17 protein-coding genes and 1 pseudogene are annotated in these 19,760 nt (G+C 70.5%); 11 read left to right on the forward strand and 7 right to left on the reverse strand.

The genetic code is table 11. The features are described 5' to 3' along the window. Both G7B67_RS09030 and G7B67_RS09035 read right to left on the reverse strand, forming a co-directional pair. The coding region (locus G7B67_RS09030; protein WP_207780900.1) for a hypothetical protein at window positions 1–266 on the reverse strand (266 nt) is incomplete at its 3' end. Further along, window positions 266–1,198 carry a carbohydrate kinase family protein gene (locus G7B67_RS09035; RefSeq protein WP_166211261.1) on the reverse strand — a complete coding sequence of 311 codons (933 nt, stop codon included), beginning with the start codon at window positions 1,196–1,198 and terminating at the stop codon, window positions 266–268. The genes G7B67_RS09030 and G7B67_RS09035, both read right to left, overlap by 1 nt. 367 nt (window positions 1,199–1,565) lie before the next feature. Between G7B67_RS09035 and G7B67_RS09040 the strand changes: the two genes are divergently transcribed. The 5 genes from G7B67_RS09040 to rodA all read left to right on the forward strand — a co-directional run bounded on the left by G7B67_RS09040 (window position 1,566) and on the right by rodA (window position 7,491). Next, window positions 1,566–2,612, forward strand: a complete 1,047-nt coding sequence (locus G7B67_RS09040; protein ID WP_166211143.1) for a rod shape-determining protein — start codon at window positions 1,566–1,568, stop codon at window positions 2,610–2,612. A gap of 167 nt (window positions 2,613–2,779) precedes the next feature. Beyond that, window positions 2,780–3,799, forward strand: a complete 1,020-nt coding sequence (gene mreC, locus G7B67_RS09045; protein WP_166211146.1) for a rod shape-determining protein MreC — start codon at window positions 2,780–2,782, stop codon at window positions 3,797–3,799. Further along, on the forward strand, window positions 3,796–4,272 hold the full coding sequence (mreD, locus tag G7B67_RS09050) for a rod shape-determining protein MreD (RefSeq protein WP_166211149.1): 477 nt from the start codon (window positions 3,796–3,798) through the stop codon (window positions 4,270–4,272). The genes mreC and mreD overlap by 4 nt, the downstream gene beginning before the upstream one ends. A 1-nt stretch (window position 4,273) precedes the next feature. Beyond that, window positions 4,274–6,382 carry a penicillin-binding protein 2 gene (gene mrdA, locus G7B67_RS09055; protein WP_166211152.1) on the forward strand — a complete coding sequence of 703 codons (2,109 nt, stop codon included), beginning with the start codon at window positions 4,274–4,276 and terminating at the stop codon, window positions 6,380–6,382. Next, window positions 6,379–7,491, forward strand: a complete 1,113-nt coding sequence (gene rodA, locus G7B67_RS09060) for a rod shape-determining protein RodA (RefSeq protein ID WP_166211155.1) — start codon at window positions 6,379–6,381, stop codon at window positions 7,489–7,491. The genes mrdA and rodA overlap by 4 nt, the downstream gene beginning before the upstream one ends. A gap of 114 nt (window positions 7,492–7,605) precedes the next feature. Here the strand turns inward: rodA and G7B67_RS09065 are convergent, their stop codons facing one another. Continuing rightward, entirely contained in the window at window positions 7,606–8,067 is a 462-nt protein-coding gene (locus tag G7B67_RS09065) for a hypothetical protein (RefSeq protein ID WP_166211157.1), read from the reverse strand. Further along, window positions 8,064–8,630: an RNA polymerase sigma factor gene (locus tag G7B67_RS09070; RefSeq protein WP_166211160.1), complete on the reverse strand. Its 567-nt coding sequence runs from the start codon at window positions 8,628–8,630 to the stop codon at window positions 8,064–8,066. The genes G7B67_RS09065 and G7B67_RS09070 overlap by 4 nt, the downstream gene beginning before the upstream one ends. Window positions 8,631–8,762: 132 nt before the next feature. Between G7B67_RS09070 and G7B67_RS09075 the strand changes: the two genes are divergently transcribed. Next, window positions 8,763–9,101: a DUF6249 domain-containing protein gene (locus G7B67_RS09075; RefSeq protein ID WP_166211163.1), complete on the forward strand. Its 339-nt coding sequence runs from the start codon at window positions 8,763–8,765 to the stop codon at window positions 9,099–9,101. Window positions 9,102–9,178: 77 nt separating this feature from the next. Here G7B67_RS09075 and G7B67_RS09080 read toward each other — a convergent pair whose 3' ends face one another. The 3 genes from G7B67_RS09080 to treF all read right to left on the reverse strand — a co-directional run bounded on the left by G7B67_RS09080 (window position 9,179) and on the right by treF (window position 12,826). After that, window positions 9,179–10,375, reverse strand: coding sequence for an EAL domain-containing protein (locus G7B67_RS09080; protein ID WP_166211166.1), 1,197 nt, complete (start codon window positions 10,373–10,375; stop codon window positions 9,179–9,181). Window positions 10,376–10,518: 143 nt separating this feature from the next. Beyond that, window positions 10,519–11,094, reverse strand: coding sequence for a YbhB/YbcL family Raf kinase inhibitor-like protein (locus G7B67_RS09085; RefSeq protein ID WP_166211169.1), 576 nt, complete (start codon window positions 11,092–11,094; stop codon window positions 10,519–10,521). Window positions 11,095–11,209: 115 nt separating this feature from the next. Further along, a complete protein-coding gene (gene treF / locus G7B67_RS09090; RefSeq protein ID WP_166211172.1) occupies window positions 11,210–12,826 on the reverse strand; it encodes an alpha,alpha-trehalase TreF in 1,617 nt (538 codons plus the stop codon). Window positions 12,827–12,937: 111 nt separating this feature from the next. Here treF and G7B67_RS09095 point away from each other — a divergent pair, with 111 nt between their 5' ends. The 5 genes and pseudogenes from G7B67_RS09095 (at window position 12,938) to G7B67_RS09115 (ending at window position 19,740) form a co-directional block, all read left to right on the forward strand. Beyond that, window positions 12,938–15,412 (forward strand): FG-GAP-like repeat-containing protein, encoded by a 2,475-nt coding sequence (locus tag G7B67_RS09095; protein ID WP_166211175.1) that lies wholly within the window; start codon window positions 12,938–12,940, stop codon window positions 15,410–15,412. A gap of 97 nt (window positions 15,413–15,509) precedes the next feature. Continuing rightward, window positions 15,510–15,977 (forward strand): peptide-methionine (R)-S-oxide reductase MsrB, encoded by a 468-nt coding sequence (gene msrB / locus G7B67_RS09100; protein WP_166211178.1) that lies wholly within the window; start codon window positions 15,510–15,512, stop codon window positions 15,975–15,977. 123 nt (window positions 15,978–16,100) lie between these two features. Further along, window positions 16,101–17,222: pseudogene (locus G7B67_RS09105) on the forward strand (PilT/PilU family type 4a pilus ATPase); the annotation flags it as partial. Window positions 17,223–17,466: 244 nt separating this feature from the next. Next, a complete protein-coding gene (locus tag G7B67_RS13520) occupies window positions 17,467–18,129 on the forward strand; it encodes a hypothetical protein (protein ID WP_166211184.1) in 663 nt (220 codons plus the stop codon). A gap of 276 nt (window positions 18,130–18,405) precedes the next feature. Then, complete coding sequence (locus tag G7B67_RS09115) at window positions 18,406–19,740, forward strand: APC family permease (protein ID WP_166211187.1); 1,335 nt, start codon at window positions 18,406–18,408, stop codon at window positions 19,738–19,740. The last annotated feature ends 20 nt before the right edge of the window (window positions 19,741–19,760 follow it).

A 19,760-nucleotide genomic window follows, 5' to 3' on the forward strand; every position in this document is an offset into this window, starting at 1 on the left:
GCCACCAGGTCGGCGGCCAGTGGCGCGCCGTCGCGGGCAAGGCCGGCATCGGAGGCCGCGACCTCGGCCGGCAGCGCATCGGCCCGGCGCGCGTGCGTGGCCCGCACGCGGGCACGGCGGCCCCAGCCCCAGGCCGCCATGGCGACGATACCCAAGAAGGCCGCTACCCGGAACCGCTCGGGCCACAACTGCGGGGCGAGGAAGGCCAGCCATGCCAGCACCACCGCGGCCGCGAGCAGCACGACGCGGGTGCGGCGCGCGACCATCAGAGCGTGGTGCCGAACTGCTGCCGGAACTGCTCGGCGAACTCGGCCCAGGTGAAGCGCTGGTTCTGGGTGCCGGGGTGCTCGATCTTCAGTGCGCCCATCAGCGAGGCCATGCGTCCGCAGGTCGGCAGGTCGTAATCGCGCATCAGGCCGAAGATCAATCCGGCGCGATAGGCGTCCCCGCAGCCGGTGGGATCGGTGATGCGGCGCTCGTGCGCCGGCGGGATGTCGTGCACGGCGCCCTGGGTGTGGATGCGCGAGCCCTTCGGGCCCTGGGTGACGATATAGGCGCGGACCTTGCCGGCGATCGTCGCCTCGTCGTAGCCCGTGCGCTCCTGCAGCAGGTTGGACTCGTAGTCGTTGACCACGACGTAGTCGGCCTGGTCGATGAAATGGCGGAATTCCTCGCCGCTGAACAGCGGCAGCGCCTGCCCCGGGTCGAAGATGAAGGGGATGCCGGCGGCCTTGAATTCGCTGGCGTGCTGCAGCATCGCGTCGCGGCCGTCGGGGGCGACGATGCCGAAGCTCACGCCCGGGACGTCGCGCACGTGGTTCTCGTGGCTGCGCATCATCGCGCCGGGGTGGAAGGCGGTGATCTGGTTGTCGTCCAGATCGGTGGTGATGAAGGCCTGCGCGGTGAACAGCTCCGGCAACTCGCGGATCTGGTCCATGCGGATGCCGTGCTCGGCGAACCACTGCCGATAGGGGCCGAAATCCTGGCCGACGGTCGCCATCGGCACCGGATCGTCGCCCAGCAGGCGCAGGTTGTAGGCGATGTTGCCGGCGCAGCCGCCGAACTCGCGCCGCATCCGCGGCACCAGGAACGAGACGTTGAGGATGTGGACCTTGTCCGGGAGGATGTGGTTCTTGAACTGGTCCGGGAACACCATGATGGTGTCGTAAGCCATCGAACCGCAGATCAACGCAGACATCGCAAAGCCCCTGGCGCCGACTTCCTCGGCATGAAGTTCCATCCGCCGGCACCCCGCCGGCCCCATGGCCGCAAATACCCCATTGCGGCCCTGCAGTCCCGATAGCGTAGCCGCTGGCCGGCGCGGAGCGGTAGCGCGGTGCACTTTCGTGGACGCTTTCACGTCTTTCGTGGTTGCCCGGGTGGGGGGGCGTTGCTAGGCTAGCCAATCGCTTGTGCCAGGCGCCCGCGCCCCCGCGCGATGCGGCCTGCCTCCCCGGATTCCGCCCCTGGATTCCATGGATCCGCCCCGCCGCCTGCCCACTCGATTTCCACCCCACGCCCCCTTTCGCGCCCCCCTTTCGCGCACCTCACGGACCCCTGATCCGATGTTCAAGAAGTTCCGCGGCATGTTTTCCAACGACCTGGCCATCGACCTGGGCACGGCCAATACGCTGATCTACGTGCGCGGCCAGGGCATCGTGCTCAACGAGCCGTCGGTGGTCGCGGTGCGCCAGGACCGCGTCGGCAGCGGGCCGCGTTCGGTCGCCGCGGTCGGCAGCGAAGCCAAGCAGATGCTCGGCCGCACCCCCGGCAACATCACCACGATCCGGCCGATGAAGGATGGCGTCATCGCCGACTTCACCTACACCGAGGAGATGCTCAAGCACTTCATCCGCAAGGTGCACAAGTCGCGCTTCCTGCGCCCGAGCCCGCGCGTGATCGTGTGCGTGCCCTGCGGCTCGACCCAGGTCGAGCAACGCGCGATCAAGGAGTCCGCGCTCGAAGCCGGCGCGCGCCAGGTGTCGCTGATCGAGGAACCGATGGCCGCCGCGATCGGCGCCGGCATGCCGGTGACCGAGGCGCGCGGCTCGATGGTGGTCGACATCGGCGGCGGCACCACCGAGGTCGCGGTGATCGCGCTCAACGGCATCGTCTATTCGCAGTCGGTGCGCATCGGTGGCGACCGCTTCGACGAGGCGATCATCGCCTACGTGCGCCGCAGCCACGGCATGCTGATCGGCGAGTCGTCGGCCGAGCGGATCAAGCTCGAGATCGGTTGCGCCTACCAGCAGGACAAGGTGCGCGAGGTCGAAGTCTCCGGCCGCCACCTGGCCGAAGGCGTGCCGAAGATGACCAAGATCAATTCCAACGAAGTGCTCGAGGCGCTGCGCGAACCGCTGGCCGGCATCATCAGCTCGATCCGCCAGGCGCTGGAGCAGACGCCGCCGGAACTGTGCGCCGACGTCGCCGAACGCGGCATCGTGCTCACCGGTGGCGGTGCGATGCTGCGCGACCTGGACCGGTTGATCAGCGAGCAGACCGGCCTGCACGTGCAGATCGCCGACGATCCGCTGACCTGCGTGGCCCGTGGCGGCGGTCGTGCGCTGGAGCTGCTGGACATGCACGGCAACGAGTTCTTCGCGCCGGAGTGATCGATCACGGCGGGCGCGACGCAGTGAACAGCGAGCGGTCGGCGCTGGCCGCAAACAGCATCCATGCCTCCTGGGGACAGCGAACCATGTGCCATCCGGCCGCGCGCGCAGCAGCATCGACCACTGCCCGTCGCCTCGCGCGCACCGCGCACCGCTGACCGACCGCCATGGCCACCTACGCCGGCTCCCATCCCCCGCGCACCGGCGATATCGCCGGCACGCTGCGGCTGCTTGCGTACCTGGCCATCGCGGTCGCGTTGATCGTGCTCGACCATCGCGGCGGCTGGCTGGCGCAGATCCGCGCGCGCAGCGAACTGGTCGTGCAGCCGCTGTGGTGGCTGGCCGGCGCGCCGGCGCGGATCGGCGATGCGGTGCGCGACAACACCTCCACCCGCGCGCAGCTGGCCGATGAGAACCACGTGCTGCGCAATGCGTTGTTGATCAGCGGCGCGCGGCTGTCGCGGCTGCAGGCGGCGGCCGCCGAGAACGCACGCCTGCGCGGGCTGCTCGGCGCCGGCCAGCGCGGCGGGCTGGACGTGCAGCTGGCGCCGATCCTCGATGTCGACCTGGATCCCACCCGGCAGCGGCTGATCCTGGATTCGGGCAGCCGCGATGGCGTGCAGGTGGGCCAGACCGTGATCGATGCCGGCGGCCTGCTCGGCCAGATCATCGGCGTGACCGCCGGCACCGCGACGGTGCTGCTGATCACCGACCCCGACCACGCCGTCCCGGTGGTGGTCGCGCGCACCGGCGTGCGCCTGGTGGCCTACGGCAAGGGCCGTGGCGACCGGCTGGAGCTGGCCAACATCCCGCTGTCCAGCGACATCCAGGTCGGCGACCGCATCGTCACCTCGGGCCTGGGCGGGCGGTTTCCCGCCGGCTTCGCGGTCGGCACGGTGATGTCGCTGCAGCCCGACGACAGCCGCGCGTTCCTGGTCGGGCAACTCAAGCCGGCCGCGCAGCTGGACCGCGGACGCGACGTGCTGCTGCTGAGGAACCGGGCCGCGCCCTTGCCGCCACCGCCGCCCGCGGTCATCGGCGACCTGCCGTCGGTCGCGAATCCACCGGTCCCCGAGCCCGCCGCCGTCGCCCACCCGGCCTCCAGCGCGCCGCCGCGGTCGCGCGCGACTTCAATGCCGTCCAGCGCCGATCGGCCGGCCCGCCCTGCGCCAGGGCGCACGCCATGATCCGCCCGCGCAATCCCTGGCTGCTGCCGCTGAGCGTGTTCGTCGCGCTGCTGCTGGGCCTGTTGCCATTGCCCGCGTGGCTGCTGCCGTTCCGGCCGTACTGGCTGGCGCTGGTGGTGGCGTACTGGGTGATCGAGGATCCCGAGCGCGCGGGCCTGGGCTTCGCCTTCGCGATGGGCGTGCTGGCCGACCTTGCCTTCGGCGGCCTGCTCGGCGAGCAGGCGCTGCGGCTGGTGGTGATGGCCTTCATCCTGCAGCGCTTCCGCGCGCAGCTGCGCTTCTTCCCGCTGTCGCAGCAGGCGCTGGCGATCGGCGGCCTGCTGGTGAACGACCGCGTGGTCAGCGCCGCGGTGCATTTCACGCTCGGCGAGCCGCAACTGCCGTGGACGTTCTGGTGGGCGCCGCTGCTGGGCATGCTGCTGTGGGCGCCGGTCTTCCTGCTGCTGGACACGTTCCGGCTGGGACGCCGCTGACATGACCCGGCGTCCGATCAAGAACGCCGGCGCCGAAGCCGCGCAGTTCCGTGCGCGCGCGGCGCTGGGCTTCGTGCTGGTGCTGCTCGCGCTCGGCGGCCTGGGCGGGTGGTACTTCAAGCTGCAGGTGATCGACCACGCCGACTACGCGATGCGCTCGCAGGCCAACCGGATCAAGCCGCGGCCGGTGATCCCCGGGCGCGGCCTGATCCTGGACCGCAAGGGCCGCGTGCTTGCCGACAACGTCCCGGCCTACCGGTTGGACGTCACCCCGGAGCAGGCCGGCGACATCCCGGACCTGGTCGCGCGGCTGTCGAAGATCATCGCGCTCAGCCCCGACGACATCGCCCACTTCAACACCGACCGCAAGGCCACCCGCGGCTTCCGCGCGGTGACCCTGAAGCTGCGCATCACCGACGAGGAGGCCGCGCGCTTCGCGGTCGACCGCTGGCGGTTTCCGGGCGTCGACCTGGTGCCGTACCTGAGCCGGCGCTATCCCTACGGCCCATTGTTCGCCCATGTGATCGGCTACGTCGGCCGCATCGACGACGCGGACCTGGCCAGGCTGGGCCAGACCAGCACCGCCTTCACCCACACCGGCAAGAGCGGGCTGGAGCGTTATTACGAAGACGCCCTGCGCGGCCGCATCGGCTACGAGCAGGTCGAGACCAATGTCGAAGGCCGCGCGCTGCACACCGTCGGCCGGGTGCCGGCGGTGCCGGGCGCGGACCTGAAACTGTCGATCGACCTGGACCTGCAGCAGGCGGCGGCGACCGCGTTCGGCGACTTCGACGGCTCGGCGGTGGCAGTGGATCCGCGCACCGGCGAGATCCTGGCGATGGTCAGCCTGCCGAGCTTCGATCCCAACCTGTTCGTCAACGGCATCTCGCACGAGGACTACCGCGCGCTGATCGACAACCCGTCGCGGCCGCTGTTCAACCGCAACGTGCTCGGCGGCGGCCCACCGGGATCGACGATCAAGCCGTTCCTGGCGCTGGCCGCGCTGGACAGCGGCATGCGCACGGCCGACGACAAGGTGTTCTCCACTGGCGAATTCCATATCCCCGGCCAGCGCCGCGGCTATCGCGACGCGCATGGCGGCGCCGGCTGGACCGACCTGCGCAAGTCGATCGCCGAGTCGGTGAACTACTACTACTTCAAGCTCGCCTACGACATGGGCATCAAGCGCTTCGATTACTGGGTGCGCAAGTTCGGCTTCGGCGAGCCCACCGGGATCGACCTGCTGGGCGAGAACCCCGGCATCGTGCCGTCCCCGGAATGGAAGGCCAAGCACAGCAGGGAACCGTGGTACGTCGGCGAGACGGTGATCGCCGGCATCGGCCAGGGCTACTGGAAAGTGACGCTGCTGCAACTCGCGCGCGGCGTCGCGGCGCTGGCGGACAACGGCTGGCGCCATCGCCTGCACCTGGCCAGCGCGCGCCGCGACGGCTACAACGCGCCGTGGGTGCCGCTGCCGCAGCCGGCGCCGGTGCGCATCAGCGACAACACCGCGCACCTGCGCGTGGTCGCCGAAGGCATGATGCAGACCATGCTGCCCGGCGGCACCGGCGCCGCGGTCGCGCGCGGCGCGCCCTACACGATCGCCGGCAAGACCGGCACCGCGCAGAACACCAGCCGCAAGGGCAACATCAGTTCCAATCCGCATTCGCTGCCCCTGTCGCTGCGCCACCAGGCGTGGTTCATCGCCTATGCGCCGGTGGAGAACCCGCGGATCGCGGTCGCGGTGATGGTCGAGCACGGCGGCTTCGGCGCCAGCACCGCCGGTCCGATCGCGCGCAAGATCCTCGATGCGTACCTGCTGGGGAAGATGCCGGAGCCGGAGCACGATGCGAACGTGATTGCGTCCCTCAAGACGCAATCCACGGCATCGACAACGCCCCGCGCCACGCGACCCTCATCGGCCTCGCCCGATGGCACGCGTGAGGCACCTGCTCCCGACGGGAAAAGGGAACCGCAGACCGCCGCGGGCTCGTCCGTGTCACCGGCGGCATCCGCGCCACGCCCCTTGTCCGCGTCGTCGGTCTCGCACCCGACGTCGCCCGACGGGTCTGCTCCCGGACCGCGCGAGCTATTGCGGGTCGTGCGATGAGCGACATCCTGCGCTGGCTGTTCGAAATGCTCGGACGCCTGCTGCGCACGCTCGACTGGCCGCTGTGCCTGGCGCTGTTCGCGCTGATGGGCATCGGACTGATGGTGCTCTACAGCGCCGGCAACGAGTCGCCGCACCTGGTGCTGGCGCAGGGCTCACGCTTCGTGCTCGGCTTCGGTGCGATGTGGCTGCTGTCGCGGATCCCGCCGACGCAGTTGCGGCACTGGACGCCGCTGGTCTATGCCGCCTCGATCGTACCGCTGCTGATCGTGCTCGCGATCGGCCAGGGCAAGCACGGCAACCTCTGGATCAACCTGGGCGTGTTCTATTTCCAGCCGGCCGAAGTGCTCAAGCTGAGCCTGCCGATGATGGCGGCGTGGTACCTCAACCGCGGCATCCTGCCGCCGCGCCTGGGCGTGGTGCTGGTGACCGGCGTGATCATCGCGGTGCCGACGCTGCTGATCCTGCTGCAACCGGATTTCGGCACTGCCATGCTGGTCGGCATCAGCGGCGCGTTCGTGCTGTTCCTGGCCGGCCTGTCGTGGTGGTGGTTCGCGGCCGCCGCCAGCGGCGTCGCCGCGGTCGCGCCGGTGGCCTGGTTCTGGCTTCTGCGGCCGTACCAGAAGGACCGCATCCTGACCTTCCTCAATCCCGAGTCCGACCCGCTGGGCGCGGGCTGGAACATCATCCAGTCCAAGATCGCGATCGGCTCCGGCGGCTGGACCGGCATGGGCTGGGGGCATGGGTCGCAGTCGCACCTGGACTACCTGCCCGAACACACCACCGATTTCGTGTTCGCGGTACTGAGCGAGGAGTTCGGCTGGATGGGCGTGGCGACCGTGCTGGCGCTGTACCTGGTCGTGATCGGCCGCTGCCTGTGGATCGCCAGCCAGGCGCGCGATGGTTTCTCGCGCCTGCTCGCCGGCAGCCTGGCGCTGTCGCTGTTCGTCTACGTGATCGTCAACGGCGGCATGATCGCCGGCCTGCTGCCGGTGGTCGGGGTGCCGATGCCGCTGCTCAGCTACGGCGGCACGTCCGCGGTCTCGCTGCTCGCGGGCCTGGGCGTGGTGATGGCGGTGCGCGCGCACAAGCCGGTGCACGGGCACTAGCGCCGGCCGGCCGCCATGCCGGTGGATGGCGAGGTCGCCGGCGCGGTCGCACGGTCGTTCGAAGGCAACGCACGCTGCATTGTCGCCGGCCGATGAAGACGGCCGGGAAACTGGCTAGCGCGGCAGCGTCCGACGCCGCAGCCGGTCCATCGCCCACGACAGTCCCAGGCACGAGGCGAGCGCCAGCATCCAGTTCAAGGTCGTGGGGTGGTCCAGCAAGGGAAGCACGGCGGTGCTGGCCCGCCACCAGTCGCCACCCCGCAGCGCGAGTGCCACCAGCGCCGACACCGCCAGCAGGCCGAGCAGGGCGCGCTGGACCTGAACCTCCAGTCCCGATTCCACGCCGCCGCCGGCCCGCGCGTGACGGCATTGCGCGTCCAGCGTGCGCGCGAAATCCACTGGAAGCGCGGGCGTGACCGGCTCCCGCAATGCGCGCACGACGGTCCGATACGACCCCAGCGACGGATCGGCGGGTCCGGTGATGCCCGCGCGTTCGTCGCGCCAGGCGCGCTCCTGGGCCAGCCATTCGCGCTCTTCGGCATCGGTGAGGGGGGGCGGCATGGATTGGCGGGTCATGCGGCGACTCCAATGCGTGGCGCGAGCAGGTCGCGCAACAGTTTGCGGCTGCGGAACAGGTGGCTCTTGATCGTGCCCTCGGCCAGCCCGGTGACGCCTGCGATCTCGCTGATCGACATCTCCTCCAGGTGGTAGAGCGTGAGCAGCGTGCGCTGCAGTGGCGGCAATGCCTCGATCGCAGCGTGCAGGTGCTGCAGGCGTTGGGCTTCGGCGGTGCTGGCTTCCAGGTCGAAGCCGTCGGCGATGCGATCGAGCAACGGACTGCCCTCGTCGTCCGCTGCCGGCTCGGCCAGGGGAATGCGCTTGCGTTCCAGGTGGCGTCGCGCCACCGAGTACGCCACCTGCCCGATCCACGACTTCAACGGCGCGTCGTGCCGATACTGGTGCAGGCACTGGTGGACACGCAGGAAGGTGTCCTGGCACAGCTCGCGGGTGTCGTCGGGATGGCGGACCATGCGCTGGATGACGTGCCACACCAGGCCCTGGTAGTCGCGCACCAGCAGTTCGAAGGCGCCCGGCACCCCCGCCAGCACGGCATCGACCCGCCTGCGTTCTTCGCTCATCCGGCACTGGATACGCCCGGCCCGCGGCCGGTTGCAAGCGGCGGTGCGGAAGGGCCGGTGGCGCCGGGGCTGCAACCGGCCGCGGACCGGACGTATCCATGGCCCTGACCCGTCAACCACCGGAAGCCAACGATGAATTTCGAAATCCTGATCCCGATCACCCTGTTCGTCTGCATCGCCTATGCGATCCGGGTGGTGTTCGATGCCCGGGTTCGCAAACAGATGATGGAATCCAACGGCTCGCAGGAGCTGGTCCGCACCATGATCGAAAGCGAGGAGGCCAACCGCCGCCACGCCTCGCTGCGTTGGGGAATCATCATGGTGGCGCTGGCCGCGGCCTTCGGCATGATCCAGGTCCAGGGCTGGAGCGACCTGAACGCCGGCGCGCTCGCGCTGCTGGTCGGCGCGACCGGCATCGGCAACCTCGTGTATTACGCGTTGTCGCGCCGGTTGGGCGTCGTTGCCCGGTAAGCGGCTTGGCTGTCGGCAGCCGCGACGCCGGCTGTCGACGCCATGCCAGGGCCGGCGACCGGCCAGCCGGTCGTCGATCAACCCCGCGCCGCGGCCTCGCCCACGCGGGCGGCCTCGCCCGAGAGCACCTTTTCCGCGGGCTGCGCCTGCCCGACCAGGTAGCCCTGCGCATAGCGCACGCCCATCTCGCGCAGGCGCTGCAGCTGCTCCAGCGTCTCCACCCCTTCGGTGATGACCTGCGCGCCCAGCGCGTGCGCCATCGCCACGATCGATTCGACCAGGGCCATCGCGCGCGGGGTTTCGAACATGTGCCGCGCGAACGCCTGGTCGACCTTGATGAACTCGAAGTCGAGCTTGTACAGGTGGGTGAGGTTGGAATAGCCGGTGCCGAAATCGTCGAGCGCGAACGGAATTCCATTCTCGCGGCAGTGCTGCATCACCGCGTGCACCGGGCCGTAATCGAGCATGCGGCTTTCGGTGACTTCCAGCTTCAACGCGCCCTTGGGCAGCTGCGCGCGCTGCACGCGGGCGACGATCTGACGCGCCATGCCCGGCTCCACCAGCTGCCGCGCGGAGAGGTTCACCGCGATGCTCGGCAGCGGCTCCACGCCGGCATCGCGCAGGCCGACGAGCACGGCAATGACGCGGTCGAGCACGTACTCGCCGACCGGCACGATCAGCGAGGTTTCCTCGGCAAGCTTGATGAACTCCCCGGGCGACACCGCGCCGCGCTCGGGCAGCTCCCAGCGCACCAGCGCTTCGTAGCTGCTGACGCGGCCGGCCGGGATGTCGTACAGCGGCTGGTAACGCACCTCCAGCGCGCCGGTGTCCAGCGCCTCGCGCAGCTGGGTTTCCATGCGGATCTTCTCGATCCCGCTGCGCTCGACCGGATCATCGCAGGACACGTCCTCGGCCGGCAGCGCCACGTCCGCGGGCAGGCTGGCGATGATGCTGCGGGTGCGCTGCAGCAGGCTGTCCACCAGCGTGCGCACGATCGGGTCGCCGCTTTCCAGCCGCTCGAGGAACTGGTCGTGTTCGATCGCCAGCAGCACGGTGTCGCCGCGCGCGATCGCGGTGGCGCTGCGCGGCGCGCCGTCGAGCATGCCCAGCTCGCCGATCAGCTCGCCCTGGCCGAGCACGCCATGGCTGATCTCGCGCCGGCCCTGGACCGAGACCAGCTCGATCGTGCCGCGCTCGACCAGCCAGGCGCAGTCTGACGGTTCGCCCTGCCGGTACAGCACTTCGCCCGCGAACAGTTCGCGCCGGATCGCCATCGTTGTCTCCCCCTGAGTTGCGACGCGTCGCCCCGTGGCGCGTCGGTGCTGGCCTGGTGGCGGCCGGCTTCAGCAGCCGCCGCCGGATGAGGGCTAGCGTAGTGGATCAACGCGGCGGCGTGCAGGCGTCGGCCAGTATCGGCTCAGTTGCGATGGCGCTCGTAGGTCCCCACCAGCAGGCCGCTGGCCAGCACGTGCCCGCGCAACAGTTCAAGCAGCCCGCCGCGCCCGGGCGCCGCGCCCTGGCCCGGCACGCAGTCCAGCGCGAAGACTTCGAACCCGTAGCGATGCGCGCCGTGCCCGGGCGGCGGATCGGGGGGCAGCCAGTCGTGCTGCAGCAGGGAATTGCGGCCCAGGTCCGGGCTGCCGGTGGCGTGCATCGTATTGAGCACGCCTTCGCCGAGCACGCCGTCCTCGGCCGGCAGGTTCCACACGATCGCATGCACCAGCGGGCGCGGGGTCGGGCTGTCGGCATCCTCGACCACCACCGCGATGCTGCGGCTGGCCGGCGGCACGTGATACCAGCGCAGCGGCGGCGACAGGCCCTCGCCGTCGGCGGTGTAACGCAGCGGCAATTCCGCGCCGTCCTCGAAGGCGCGGCTGAGCACCGCCAGCGACAAACGCGCGACGCACGAGGAATCGTTGACCAGCAGCTTGTCCAGACCCGGACGCACGTGTCGCAAGGCGTGCCCGACCGGGGCTGGAAGATGTTCGAACATGCGCACTCACCATGGCGACAGCGCATTGGAGGCGCGGGGCCGTCAATGCAGCGCGAAGCGACGCACGGTGTGGCGACCGCGATGGCGCGGCCACGGTCGAGTTCGCCCGCCATCGCTACCTGCGGCCGGCGCGCGCGTGGTGGCTGGGATCGCGCGGGTCCTGGTGCAACAGCTTGCGGGTGACGCCATTGGTCCAGCCGAAGCCGTCCTGCAACGGGTACTCGCCCCCGTGGCCGCCGCGCGCGCCGTCGCCGGTCGGGCCCATGACATATTTTTCGACAAGCTTGCTTTCGCGCTTGTACAGGTCCCCCACCGTCGCCAGCCAGCGGCGGCTGATCTCCTGCGCCAGCACGCGGTGGTCGTAGCGCTCCAGGCCGCCGATCGCCAGCCATTGCAGTGGCGCCCAGCCGTTGGGCCGGTCCCACTGCTCGCCGCTGGCTACGAGGGTGGTGCCCAGGCCGCCATGGTCGAGCAGCTGCGCGCGCAGGCAGTCCGCCACGCGCGCGGCCCGCGCACGGTCGGCGACGCCGACGAACAGCGCCGCCGCGGTCGCCGCGCACGGTGGTCGCAGGCGGCCGCGCAAGCGGTCGTAATCGCAGTACGCGCCCGCGGCCTCGTCCCACAGCCAGCGATCGATCGCTTCGCGCCGGCGGCGCGCCCGCGCATCGAAGTCGTCGGCGGCGGCGACCTCGCCGCTGCGGCGCGACAGCCGCGCGATCTGCGCCTCCAGCGCATGCAGGAAGCAGTTCAAGTCGACCGGCACGAAGCTGGTCGTGCGCGTCGACGCCAGGTCGCCATCGTCGTCGAACCAGCGCGAACTGAAATCCCAGCCCGAGGCGGCCGCCGCGCGCAGCTCGCGGTAGACCTCGGCCGCGGGGCGCGCGCTGCGCCGGGCGGTGCTGACGTCTTCCAGGTACATCTCCTCGCGCGGCGCATCGCGCGTGTCCCAGTAGCGGTTGAGCACGCGGCCGTCGTCCATCCGCACGCAGTGCAGGTGCGCATCGCCGGGCGCCAGCGCGTCGGCGCCTTCCATCCAGAACGCGTGTTCGCAGCGCAGCTGCGGCAGGTACTGCACGGCGCGGCACAGGCCATGGGTTTCGAACAGGTCGACCATCAGCGTGAACAACGGCGGCTGCGAGCGGCTGAGGTAGTAACTGCGATTGCCGTTGGGCACGTGGCCGAAGGTATCGATGAGGTAGGCGAAGTTGTCCGCCATCGATTGCATCAGGTCCGCGCGCCCGCTTTCCACGAGGCCCACCATGGTGAAATACGAATCCCAGTAGTACATCTCGCCGAAGCGCCCACCGGGCACGACGTACTGCCCGGGCAGCGGCAGCAGCGAGGACAGCGTCGGGTGTTCGCGCGGCTGGCGCGTCAGTACGTTCCACAGGCCATCGATGTGCGCGACCAGGGTCTGGTCGGGATCGGAGACGTAACCGTTGTCCGGCGGATGCTCGGGGCGGAAATGCGCACGCACGAAGCGGGCCAGGTCGAACTCCGGCATCGAAACCTGCGCGCGATAGGCGTCCAGGATCGACGCCGGCGATTGCAGCGGCACGCAGTCGACGAAGGTCTTGCTGTCGGCGAACACGCGCCCGGTCTGCACCGCGACGAACAATTCCTGGTAGCGGTCGGCCGGGGACAGGTTGTCGGCCGGCGCCACGCCCGCCGCCCGCGCGGCAAGCTGCTCGGCATTGCGCGGTGCGGCCGTGGATGGGTGGGCCCGGGTCATGCGCTGCCACCATAACGCGGGCGGTGTCTGCCCAGCGTCGTCCCCGGGGCCGTGCGTGGAATCGTCCCGCCGGCAGGAGTAGCCTCGGACCTCCCGCGGCCGGTGCATGGGATGACGTCGCAGGCGCAGTGTCCGTTGGCCGGTGGGCGCGCGTGGCTCGGGCTGTTGCTTGCGGCCGCGTGCGCCGTCGCCGATGCCTCCCCGGTGGTCGCGGATTTCGATGGCGACGGCGCCTCGGACCTCTTCTGGCGCAATTCGGATACCGGCGGCAATGCCCTGTGGCGCGCGGCGGACCGCGCGACACAGCAGGCGGTCGCCAACGTCACCGACCCGGCATGGCGCGTCGTCGGCGCGGGTGACTTCGACGGCGATGGCCACGCCGACCTGCTATGGCGCCACCGCGCGAGCGGACAGGATGTCATCTGGCCCTCTGGCAACCGGGGTGCACGCCTGGTCATCGCCACCGTCGCCGACCCGGGCTGGACCGTCGCCGGCGTGGGCGACTTCGATGGCGACGGCCGCTCGGACATCTTCTGGCGCTACCAGTCCAGTGGTGCCAACGTGCTGTGGCCCTCGGCATTGCGTGGCGCGCGTCGGCCACTGCCAGCGGTGCCCACGGAATGGGTGGTGGCCGGCGTGGGCGACTTCGACCAGGACGGACGTGCGGACGTGGTCTGGCGCAACACCCGCAGCGGCGCCGACGCGATCTGGCGTGCGGCGGACAAGTCCGATCCGCAAGCCATGGCCGATGTGGCCGACCCGGCGTGGAAGATCGTCGGCATCGGCGATTTCGATGGCGACGGACGATCGGACGTGTTCTGGCGCAACACCGGCACCGGTGCCAACGTGGTCTGGCCGTCCGCGAACCGCTCCGCCCGCTGGACCGCGACGTCAGTGACCAGCCAGGACTGGCAGGTCGCGGCGATCGGCGATTACGACCGCGACGGCCGGCAGGACCTGTTGTGGCGCAATGCGCGCACCGGCGCGAATGTCGCCTGGCCATCGGCCCTCCACGCCGACCGTCGCCAGCTCGTGGCCGTGCCGGACCCGGTCTGGCAGCCGGTGCCCGGCGGCGGGCAGAGTCCGGCGGTGGCCGGGCCCGCCTTCCAGGTGTCCGCCAGCACGCCCTTCACCAGCGGCTGCGATGGCCAGGACGCGAGCGGGGCCGTGTACGCCAACGCCGAAGTCGAACCCACGCTGGCGGTGAACCCGCGCGATTCACGGATCGTGATCGGTGCCTGGCAGCAGGATCGCTGGTCCAACGGTTCGGCGCGCGGGATCATCGCCGCCTATAGCAGCGACGGCGGCGCCAGCTGGACGCGGCGGATCGTGCCCTTCTCCCGCTGCGGTGGCGGCCGCGCCGACAACGGCGGCGACTACGCGCGCACGACTGATCCCTGGCTGGCCTATTCGCCCGGCGGCACCGCCTACCTGATGGCACTGTCGGCGACCGGCGGGGTGTTCGCCGCCGGCTCGTCCAACGCGATGCTGGTCAGCCGATCGCTCGACAATGGCCATAGCTGGAGTGCGCCGGTCACGCTGATCCGCGATGGCGCCAATGCCTTCAACGACAAGAATACGATCACCGCCGATCCCAACAATGCCTTGCGCGCCTACGCGGTATGGGACCGCCTGACGCCGAACGGCAATGGCCCCGTGTACTTCTCCCGCACCAGCAACGGCGGCGGCAGCTGGACCCCGGCGCGCGCGATCTACAACCCCGGCGGCGTCAACCAGACCATCGGCAACGTGATCGTCGGCCTGCCCGACGGTGCCCTGGTGGACCTGTTCACCGAGATCGACACCCACGTCGATGGCAGCAGGCATGCGTTGCTGGCGGTGATCCGCTCGACCGACAAGGGACTGACCTGGTCGGCACCGATCCACGTTGCCGACAACCTGTCGGTGGGCACGCGCGACCCGCACACCGGCAGGGCGGTGCGCGACAGCGCCTACATTGGCCAGATCGCGGTGGCGCCGGGCGGCAAGCTGTACGTGGCGTGGCAGGACGGGCGCTTCAGCAACGGCAAGGTCGACGGCATTGCCTTGTCCCGCTCCAGCGACGGCGGCCGGCACTGGACCAGCCCTGTGCGCATCAATCCGTCGGCGAACGTGGCTGCATTCGTCCCCAGCGTGCACGTGCGCAGCGACGGCGCGGTAGGCGTGAGCTATTTCGATTTTCGCAGCGACACCGCCGCCACGACCTCGCTGTGGACCGAAGCCTGGCTGGCCTGGTCCGACGACGACGGCGTGACCTGGCGCGAAAACCGCATCAGCAGCCGCTTCGACCTCGACACGGCGCCCAACGCCGATGGTTACTTCCTCGGCGATTACCAGGGGCTGTCCAGTCGCGGCGCGGTGTTCGTTCCCTTCTTCGCCCGGGCCGGCACCACCAGCGGCAATCGCACCGACATCCTCGCCGCGCCGGTGGTCTCGGCCGCCAGCGACGCGGCGGCCTACCACGCCGCGCCGGCGCCGGCGCCGACCGCCACCGCGCTTGGGCCGGCATTCCGGCAACGGATCCAGCACAACCTGGAGCACCTGCTGCGCGAGCACGCGCCGCCGCCGCGACGCGAACCCGAGTGAGCCGCGACCGATCGTGAATGCCACCACGGCAGGAGCCCGGCACCCTGTGCTTTACTCGGGCGGCCCCTGCCCCGGGCCTGCCACGGGATGCCACACCATGCCGCAGTTCGATCTCGCCCCGCCCACCGACGCCCAGCGCCAGCAGCTCACGGCCGGCCTGAGCCCGGACGAACGCCGCGTGCTGCTTGAGCACGGCACCGAGGCGGCGTTCTGTGGCGTGTTCCTGGACAACAAGCGCAACGGCGCCTACACGTGCCGCTTCTGCGGACTGCCGCTGTTCCGCTCCAGCGCGAAATTCGATTCCGGCACCGGCTGGCCGAGTTTCTTCCAGCCCATCGACCAGGCCTACGTGCGCCGCGTACGCGACGAAAGTTACGGCATGGTGCGGGTGGAGGACGTCTGCGCACGTTGCGGCAGCCACCTCGGGCACGTGTTTCCGGACGGCCCGCCACCAACCGGCGAGCGGCATTGCCTGAACTCGGTCTCGCTGGACTTCACCGGCGACGGCGAGCCGCTGCCCGACAAGCTCGGCCGCGGCGCGCCGGAAGGGCAACCGCTGGGATGAGTGTGCGAGCCGCGACAGGCGTAGCCCGGGTCAGCGAAGCGCACCCGGCAACGTTGGCGCAATACCCCCGGGTGCGGCCTGCAGCCTGACCCGGGCTACGACATCCTTGATCCGATTCCCACCATGCCGACACTGACCGAAGAACAAGCCCGCGCCTACATGCTCAAGCTGCTGACGGCGATGAGCCAGGCCGGCGGCTCGGACCTGTTCATCGCCGCCGACTTCCCGCCCAGCATCAAGGCGCAGGGTGCGATGACGCCGCTGACGCAGCAGAAGCTCACCGCCGACGTCACCGCGCAGCTCGCGCGGGCGACGATGAACGAGCGCCAGCGCGAGGAATTCGAGCGCGAGATGGAGTGCAACTTCGCCATCGCGATCCCCGGGCTGTCGCGCTTCCGCGTCAACGTGTTCATGCAGCAGGGCTGCGTGGGGATGGTGCTGCGCACGATCGCGGCCGAGATCCCCAATTTCGAGAAGCTGCGGCTGCCCGAGGTGCTGAAGGACGTCGTGATGAACAAGCGCGGCCTGGTGCTGGTGGTGGGCGGCACCGGCTCGGGCAAGTCGACGTCGCTGGCGGCGATGATCGACCATCGCAACCGCACATCGGCCGGCCACATCATCACCGTCGAGGATCCGGTCGAATACGCGCACGTCTCGCAGCAGTCGCTGATCACCCACCGCGAGGTCGGCGTCGACACCCTGAGCTGGCACCACGCGCTGAAGAACACCCTGCGCCAGGCCCCGGACGTGATCCTGGTCGGCGAGATCCGCGATTCGGAAACGATGGAGCACGCGATCGCCTTCGCCGAGACGGGCCACCTGTGCCTGTCCACCCTGCACGCCAACAGCGCCTCGCAGACGATGGAACGCATCATCAATTTCTTCCCCGAGGAGCGCCGCACCCAGCTGCTGATGGACCTGTCGGCGAACCTGCGCGCGATCGTCTCCCAGCGGCTGGTGCGCACCGAGGACGGCAAGGGCCGGGTGGCGGCGATCGAGATCCTCATCAACACCCCGACCATCGCCGAGAAGATCTTCAAGGGCGAGTTCGGCGAGTTGAAGGGCGTGATGACCAAGTCGCGCGAACTGGGCATGCGCACCTTCGACTGGGCGCTGTTCGAGCTCTACAACGAAGGCCTGATCGGCTACGACGAGGCGATCCGCAACGCCGACTCGGCCAACGAGCTGCGGCTGAACATCAAGCTCAAGAGCCAGCGCGGCGAGCCGACCGTGGCGGCGGGGCTGTCGCTGGAACTGCACGAGGCGCCGACGCCGGACCAGGTCGAGGCGATCCGGCGCGAGGAGCTGCGCAAGCAGCAGGCCAAGCGCGACGAGCTGGAACTGGCCCGGCTGCAGGCCGCCAAGGCACAGGCGCAATCGGACCCAGGCTGAACGGACGCCGCCGGCATGGCCCGTGGTTCGCATTAAGGCCGCGAAGGCCGCATAGTGGCTCGGTGCGCCACCGCGGGTGGCGACGAGGGGAGGTTCCATGACAGCCACGAGCCGCCGCGGCACTGCCGCCGCCGCCAAGCGCCCGCCGGCCAAGGTGTCGAAGGCGACGACGCCGAAGGCATCGATTCCCAAGGCCGCTGCCGGCAAGGCCAGGCCCGCGCCCGCCAAGCCATCGGCGAAGCCAGCCGCCAGGCCAGCCACAAGCAAGCCGGCACCGGCGCGGCCCGCGTCGACCAAGCCAGTCGTCGCCAAGGCCAGGCCGGGCGCTTCCAGGCCGGTCGCGTCGAAGTCGGCGGCCAAGCCCGCACCATCAAGGCCGGTCGCGACCAAGCCCGCCGCGTCGAAGCCGGTCGCGACCAAGCCCGCCGCGTCGAAGCCGGCGGTGGCCAAGCCCATCGCCGCCGCGAAACCGGCGGCCGGCAAGTCCGCGCCGTCGGGGAAGCCAGCCACCAAGGCCACCGCGGCCAAAAGCACCCCGGCCAAGGGCAGCGGTGGCGGCCGCAAGGCGCGCGATGGCGGTTCGGACGCCAACCTGCACAAGCGGGTGGACAGCGAACGCATCGCCGAGCACATCGCCGCGTTCGAGAAATCCGGTGGCCGGGTCGAGAAGCTCGGTGTCACCCGCGTCCTGCAGCGCGTGACCGAACTGGCCGCGAGCGCGCCGGCCGCTGCCTCCAAGAGCGGCGGTCGACGCCGCTGAGTAGACCGGGCGCCGGCCGCGTGCCGGCCGCTTCGCGGATGCGTCGCGCCTTCGCCAACCCAACACGTGGCGGCCCGACGTGGGCTTGAATGGCGGCGTGCGCGGCGGCCGGCGCATGCATGCCGCGAGCCACCGCGTGCGACACGCCATGGCGCCACGATCCTGCGCGCGGGAGTGGATGCCCTGCCGTAACCGGCGCAGGGCGCACCCCCGAGGATGCTGGCGTGGCACTGGCGCGCATGCGAGGCTGCCGGCTGCACATCGACCGCCGCCGCCATGACCGCTGCCCGCCCCGACGGTTTCCCTGCTTCCGCGCTGCATGGCGAGGCCGCGCTGCTGCGCGCGGTCGGCGCATTCGCGCTCACCGCCGCGGTGATCAACGTCATCGTCGGCGGCGGCATCTTCCGCATGCCGTCCGCGCTGTCTGCGCAGATGGGCTCGGCCGCGCCGCTGGCGCTCATCGCCGGCGCGCTGGCGATCATTCCGGTGGCGCTGTGTTTCGCCGCGGTCGGCAGCCGGGTGCAGGTCACCGGCGGTCCCTACAGCTATGTCAGCGCGACCTTCGGGCCGTTCGCCGGTTTCATCGCCGGCGCGCTGATGTGGATCAGCAACGTCACCTCCAGCGCCGGCGTCGCCGCGGCGCTGTCGCTGCAGGTCGCCAGCCTGGTGCCGGCGCTGGCGCCGCCGCTGCCGCGCGCGTTGCTGCTGACGGCGGTGTACCTGGCGTTGTTCGCACTCAATGCGTTTGGCGTGCGCTTGGGCGCGCGCGCGATCACCGCCCTGGCCGCGCTGAAGCTGGCTCCGCTGTTCGCGCTGGCCGCGATCGGGATGTTCTTCGTCGACTGGCCGCAGGTGAGCTTCCTGCCATCGGCGGTGCCGTCGCTGGGCGCGCTGGGCGCATCGATGGCGCTGGTGATGTTCGCCTACTCGGGCATGGAGACCGCGCTGGTGCCGTCGGGCGAAGTCACCAACCCGGCGCGCAGCGTCCCGCGCGCGGCGTTGATCGCGATCGTGCTGGTGGTGCTGCTGTACCTGGGCCTGCAGATCGTCGGCCAGGGCGTGCTCGGCGCACGCCTGGGCACGAGCACGGTCCCGGTGGCGGCGACCGCGGGCGCGTTGTGGGCCCCAGGCAACGTGCTGCTGCTGGCCACCGCGGCGATCTCGATGACCGGTTTTTTGATGGGCAACCTGCTGGGAACCTCGCGGCTGGTGTTTGCGCTGGGTCGCGATGGCTACCTGCCCAGCGCCTTCGGCGACGTCACCCTGCGCCACCGGGTGCCGATGCTGGCGCTGGTGGTGCACGCCGGGCTGGCATGGATGCTGTCGCTGGTCGGCAACTTCGATGCGCTGGCGCTGATTTCCGGCGGCGCGATCTGCCTGGTCTACGGCCTGGTCGCGAGCAGCGCGTGGCGCGCGCAGCGGCGCGATCTGCGCCAGCACGGCACGCCATTCGTGCTGCCCGGGGGCTTCGCGATTCCCGCACTGGCGCTGGCGGCGATGGTGCTGATCGTGTCGACGCTGACAGCCAAGGAGTGGTCGGCGATCGCGATCGCGCTGGCGGTGCTGGTGGTGGTTTACGCCGCGCTCGCCTGGCGGCGGCGCGCGCGCTGAGCGCGGTGCGCGCGGGTCGC

It is taken from the genome of Cognatiluteimonas telluris (assembly GCF_011320095.1).
Lineage (GTDB): Bacteria > Pseudomonadota > Gammaproteobacteria > Xanthomonadales > Xanthomonadaceae > Cognatiluteimonas > Cognatiluteimonas telluris.